The organism is Dyadobacter alkalitolerans DSM 23607 (assembly GCF_000428845.1).
In the GTDB taxonomy this organism is placed as follows: Bacteria; Bacteroidota; Bacteroidia; order Cytophagales; family Spirosomataceae; genus Dyadobacter; species Dyadobacter alkalitolerans.
Window position 1 is genome coordinate 1 of record NZ_AUAS01000042.1, and the last position, 4,781, is coordinate 4,781.

At 44.6% G+C, this 4,781-nt stretch carries 8 protein-coding genes; 4 read left to right on the plus strand and 4 right to left on the minus strand.

Annotation, left to right across the window (positions count from 1 at the left end; all coding sequences use genetic code 11):
- Positions 1-50 precede the first annotated feature (50 nt).
- The 3 genes from G395_RS30715 to G395_RS32315 form a co-directional block, all read right to left on the minus strand.
- On the minus strand, positions 51-254 hold the full coding sequence (locus G395_RS30715; protein ID WP_051350445.1) for a DUF4134 family protein: 204 nt from the start codon (positions 252-254) through the stop codon (positions 51-53).
- 103 nt (positions 255-357) lie between these two features.
- Positions 358-600, minus strand: a complete 243-nt coding sequence (locus G395_RS0126990) for a hypothetical protein (protein WP_157486852.1) — start codon at positions 598-600, stop codon at positions 358-360.
- A 26-nt stretch (positions 601-626) separates the two neighbouring features.
- Positions 627-839, minus strand: a complete 213-nt coding sequence (locus tag G395_RS32315; RefSeq protein ID WP_157486853.1) for a hypothetical protein — start codon at positions 837-839, stop codon at positions 627-629.
- Between the two features lie 390 nt (positions 840-1,229).
- Between G395_RS32315 and G395_RS0126995 the strand changes: the two genes are divergently transcribed.
- The gene (locus tag G395_RS0126995) at positions 1,230-1,700 is read left to right on the plus strand and encodes a JAB domain-containing protein (protein ID WP_026632852.1); all 471 of its coding nucleotides are present in this window, start codon (positions 1,230-1,232) and stop codon (positions 1,698-1,700) included.
- A gap of 778 nt (positions 1,701-2,478) precedes the next feature.
- Here the strand turns inward: G395_RS0126995 and G395_RS0127005 are convergent.
- Positions 2,479-2,757, minus strand: coding sequence for a hypothetical protein (locus G395_RS0127005; RefSeq protein WP_026632853.1), 279 nt, complete (start codon positions 2,755-2,757; stop codon positions 2,479-2,481).
- A 130-nt stretch (positions 2,758-2,887) separates the two neighbouring features.
- On the opposite strand from G395_RS0127005, the gene G395_RS0127010 reads away from it, so the two are divergent.
- The 3 genes from G395_RS0127010 (at position 2,888) to G395_RS0127020 (ending at position 4,701) form a co-directional block, all read left to right on the plus strand.
- On the plus strand, positions 2,888-3,784 hold the full coding sequence (locus G395_RS0127010) for a DUF8464 domain-containing protein (RefSeq protein ID WP_026632854.1): 897 nt from the start codon (positions 2,888-2,890) through the stop codon (positions 3,782-3,784).
- A gap of 183 nt (positions 3,785-3,967) precedes the next feature.
- Entirely contained in the window at positions 3,968-4,360 is a 393-nt protein-coding gene (locus G395_RS0127015) for a plasmid mobilization protein (RefSeq protein ID WP_026632855.1), read from the plus strand.
- An 8-nt stretch (positions 4,361-4,368) separates the two neighbouring features.
- Positions 4,369-4,701: a relaxase/mobilization nuclease domain-containing protein gene (locus G395_RS0127020; RefSeq protein ID WP_211237814.1), complete on the plus strand. Its 333-nt coding sequence runs from the start codon at positions 4,369-4,371 to the stop codon at positions 4,699-4,701.
- Positions 4,702-4,781 lie beyond the last annotated feature (80 nt).

Genomic DNA, 4,781 nt, shown 5'->3' on the forward strand with positions numbered 1-4,781 from the left:
GATCTACCCCAAATGACCTGTTTTTTGGCGCAAAAGCATCTTAATCGAACTTAATTGTAATCACTGGCTGTCCAGCCAAACGGGAGTACTTCATACATCAACTGCGTGCCTGGCTCGAAGTAGCTACGCACCTGGCTGTCGGCTTCGGAGATCCCCGCCGCTCCGTCCTGCGCCTTGGCGATTGTTGCCATTACTGAGAGCAGCGCTGCTGCCCATACTTGTCTTGCCCGCCTGAAAGGGCCGTTTTCCAACATTTCATACGCCTCTTTAATTATTGTTTTGAATTTGTTTGCTGGATTTGTCTCCTTGCGGCTCCCGGTTCCTACGACCCGGGAGCGCAGGAGAGCGGGCTCATCATTAAACCTCCTTCCATAACTCCTCTAGCTCCACAGCACTGAGGTTGATGAAGCCATATTTTGCAGATTCCGACGTGATCACATTGTTGATCGCCTCACGGAACGGCGTGCCTTCGACGGCAGAAAAATCTTTTATTGACATCTGGATCAGAAAAATCAGATCCCGCTTTTCATAGCCTTTTTGGTATGCCTCTCTGATGCTGGTCCTGAGCTGAGAGCTGAGCTCTTCTACCTTGGCAAACAAGGCTTCATTTTGCCAGGGCTGCTTTTTTACTTCAACAGGTTCAGCGGTTTCTCTGGCTGACTTGCATGTGGTTTGATTATCGGTGGAGGTTTTTCCGGCCGTTCCCAAAACCGGGATTTTGAATTAAGCAGTGCCCTGATGTCCTGCCGGTAATAACGGATGCCGATAATCACATAGTAGATCGCCACTGCGGCACCCACTGCCAGAAAGTAGCCTGTCCATGATAAATGCGTTACCATAACTCGTGTTGTTTTAAGGTTGTTGCTGCATTGATTACCTGACAAAACAACACTCAAAACCAAGGCTCTTCAAGTACAACTTTTTCTTGTACCCACGCCGCGGCTACTGTACCCTAGTGATTATCAATTGAATAGCTAAATGAAATTGCCTCGAGACTTGCCAAATTTCTTGATGACCGTCTAAATGCCCGTCAGAGTTTCTTGTATCAATGATGCCACTAAGGTAGGCACAGGGGCTGCGGGGCGTAGTGGAAATTCCGGCATAAACACCCGGCATGAATGCCTGGCTGCCCACCGGCCTTCCTTTATTCCGTTGCTTCCACTACTTGCTTGACCAGTGCCAGAATGAAGCGCCATAATTCATTCAATCACTTCAAAATCAAGGTAATTATGGAAAGCTTCGGAAATGTCTCAAACTTGTATCAGGTAGCAGAAATTGAGCTGATCTACAAAACCAAGGTACAAGCAAGCCAGCGTCCTAAAATAGCATCGTCCAGAGATGCATACAATGTGCTGATCAAAAGCTGGAACCCCGATAGACTTGAATTTATTGAGGAGTTCAAGATATTGCTATTGAACAATGCCAGCCGCGTGCTAGGTATTTTTGAAGTTTCCAAAGGCGGGATTTCAGGCGCAAGTGCTGACGTACGGATCGTTTTTGCAGCTGCTTTGAAAGCCAATGCAACAGGGATTATCCTGGCTCACAATCACCCTTCCGGGCAGCTCGTACCGAGTGATGCTGATAAGTGCATTACTGAGAATATGAGAAAAGCCGGGGAGTTACTGAATATACGGGTTCTGGACCATCTGATTGTGACGGCGGAGGGTTTTTACTCGTTTTCACATGAGAGTCTTTTGTAAAATTCCAAATCCTACTGTGATATACCTTGACGGCAGTATCACAGTAAATACAACCGAAATCAGCAATGGAATTCGCCTGGAATTTTAGAGCTTGATCTTCTGAAGAAATATAATACTTGTCTACCTTGGTCGAATATTCGTTGGCTGCCCTTATATTTTGCGGTTCCTTTCCGGCCGGTTCTAGAACCCTTGCTTTGAATTGAGGAGTTCCCTGATGTCCTACTGGTAATAGCTAATTCCGATGACTACATAGTAGATCGCCACTGCGGCACTTACTGCCAGAAAGTAGCCGGTTCAGGATAACTGCGTTACCATAACTTGTGTTGTTTTTAGGTTTCTGCTGCGTTGATTTCCTGACAAAACAACACTCAAAACCAAGGCGCTTTAAGTAGATTTAATGATCTTAAGCTTCTACTCAAAAACAGCGTATGAAAAATGATCGTGTAATTATATCGCTAGCTCTGGTCACCTTCACGGTAGCCATGTTCATCAGTGGCTCGTTTAAATATGTTTTACTTGGTTTTTCAATAGCGGCCTTCCTGATTTTTATTCTCAAAATTATTAACCGAGATAAAACCACCTAACATAACGCCCTTAAATAGCCTAATCGATACTCACACATCCCTCTCAGGAAATAGCGTGAGCTCAGCGAAGCAGTCCGCCTATTTTATCTAAATGGCTTCTTAAATTAAAGTGGGTGTGAAAGATTATGCTGATATAAATTTTGGCTCGAGATCTTATCCACTGAGTGAGTAGCCATTACGACCCAAAAATTTTTTTACAACTTTGCGAGGCGGTCGTTCAATTCTACCAGACCGGATTTCTGCAAGCAATCGGCCGACAATGCTAATAGTTCTTCCTTTGACTCTTTTGAGGCGATTTCAATCAAATCAGGATTACCCCCAACACCGGGAACACTTAAGGCTCTTTTGATCGCCTGGGTCAGAAGCAAAACATTCCGCCTGCTAATCTTCAAATCGATCTTGATTTGATCGTTCATTCCGGGGATACTCATGATGGTATCATACACACCTGCCAGCTCTTTCGCGTTCATCATGTTTCTTGTTTTTGGTACGGTACAAAAATAATAATTGCCCCTGAAACGATCCTAAGGAGAATTTACCCAGGATAGGTAGCTGACATTCGTGTTCTTTAATTTCGCTCCAGGAACCAAAATAGAAAGCAAAATGAGCGAAAGAGAGAGGGGAAGCCGCGGGCTGTTAACGTTGGCAGAAATTAGAGAACTAGACCTTATTGGTTATCTGTCAGAATTTGGATTTGAGCCAGTTAAAGTGCATTGTGCAGATCACTGGTATTTGTCTCCCTTGCGGGATGAACGGACTGCATCGTTTAAAGTCAATAGGAAACTTAATCGTTGGTATGATCACGGAATCAGTCTTGGAGGGAATTTAATTGACTTCGCCGCCATTTTTTACCAGTGCTCAGTTGGGGAGGTAATCAAGATTTTCTCCGATTACTGGTCCTTTTACAAGCCTAAGATTCTTTTACCTTCAACAGAGAAGGCAGCTGTGAATTGCCCCATACAAATTTTGTATACCGGGCAGCTCACAAGTAAAACACTTTTGGACTACGTAGTTTCAAGATCTGTTTCACCTGATATTGCCAGGCAATACTGCCGACAGGTTAATTACCAGATCGGGGACCGAAGGTATTTTGCAATTGGCTTGCTCAATAATTCTGGTGGTTATGAGCTGCGGAATTCTTACTCGAAGTTGGCAAGCAGTCCGAAGGATATTACTACAATCAATGTCGGTGCTCCGACAGTCTCGGTGTTTGAGGGCATGTTCGATTTTCTGTCCTACAAAACCTTGATGAGAAAGATGGCTGAGCAACCCGAGAATTATGTCATCCTGAACTCCATCTCTCTCTTCGATCGCGCACGACCTTTTCTGGAAAGCCACTATCACATCGACCTATATTTTGATCGGGATGCTACAGGTATTAGGTGCACTTCGACGGCAAAGGACATCAGTGAAAAATACAATGATGCCAGCGGAATGTATACTGGCTATAAGGATTTCAATGAGTGGTTGGCAAGTACATCATCGAGTCAAAAGAGTTGAATTGTCAGAGGAGCCAAATTTGACGACTCCAGACTACAAAAAGTCTGAAAGGATTGCCTCTTATCCGCAATCGGCCAGATGTCAGGTTGTATCACAACCTAAGGATCTGGCCGCCTAAACACTCCGGAGTCGTGGGCGGGTTTGAGTGAAAAATGAATGTCAAAATGTGAAAATGATAATGTGATGAATGAAGACAAACACAACCGAACCAAGTGGCTGCACGTCCGCCTAACGCCAGAGGAATATAAACAGCTTCTTCGAAAAGTACAAAGAACTACATGCCGTAAAACGAGCGAGTATGCCAGGAAAGTACTGCTCTTAGAACCTGTCATGGTAAACCATCGCAACCAGTCATTCGACGAAGTGATGGTTGAATTGACCCGTCTTCGACGTGAGCTTACCACTGCGGGTAACAACCTGAATCAAGCTGTCAAAAGACTACATGCACTCTCGCAAATTGCTGATTTTAGAAGCTGGTTGGAAGCTTATGAGGCCGATAAGGATCGCCTGATCGAGATGGTGAACGAGATCAATGTTTACATCAGCAAAGCCTCGAAAATATGGTTGCAATCATAAAGACAGGGATGTCAATCCGTAGCACTTTTTTCTATAATGAAAACAAGTTAAAGGAAGGCGTAGCGGAATGCATAATGGCAGGAAACTACCCGGACAATGCCACTAATCTGTCCGAGCATGAGCGTTTGAATATGCTCTTGAAGTTGGCTGCTTTGAACACCAATGTGGCTCGAAATAGCGTCCACATCTCCTTAAACTTTGACCCTTCTGAGCAACATTCCAAGGCGCTGTTGAAAGAAATTTCACAGGCTTACATGGAGAAGATTGGCTTTGGTGATCAGCCATTCCTGGTGTATCAGCATTACGATGCCGGTCATCCGCACATCCATGTGCGCCCATAAGGGCATATAGTAAATAGAACATTAGCAAGTTCTTTGACAAGCGTTTAGACGTCAATTATCAGCCGACTTATCTGAAAGGG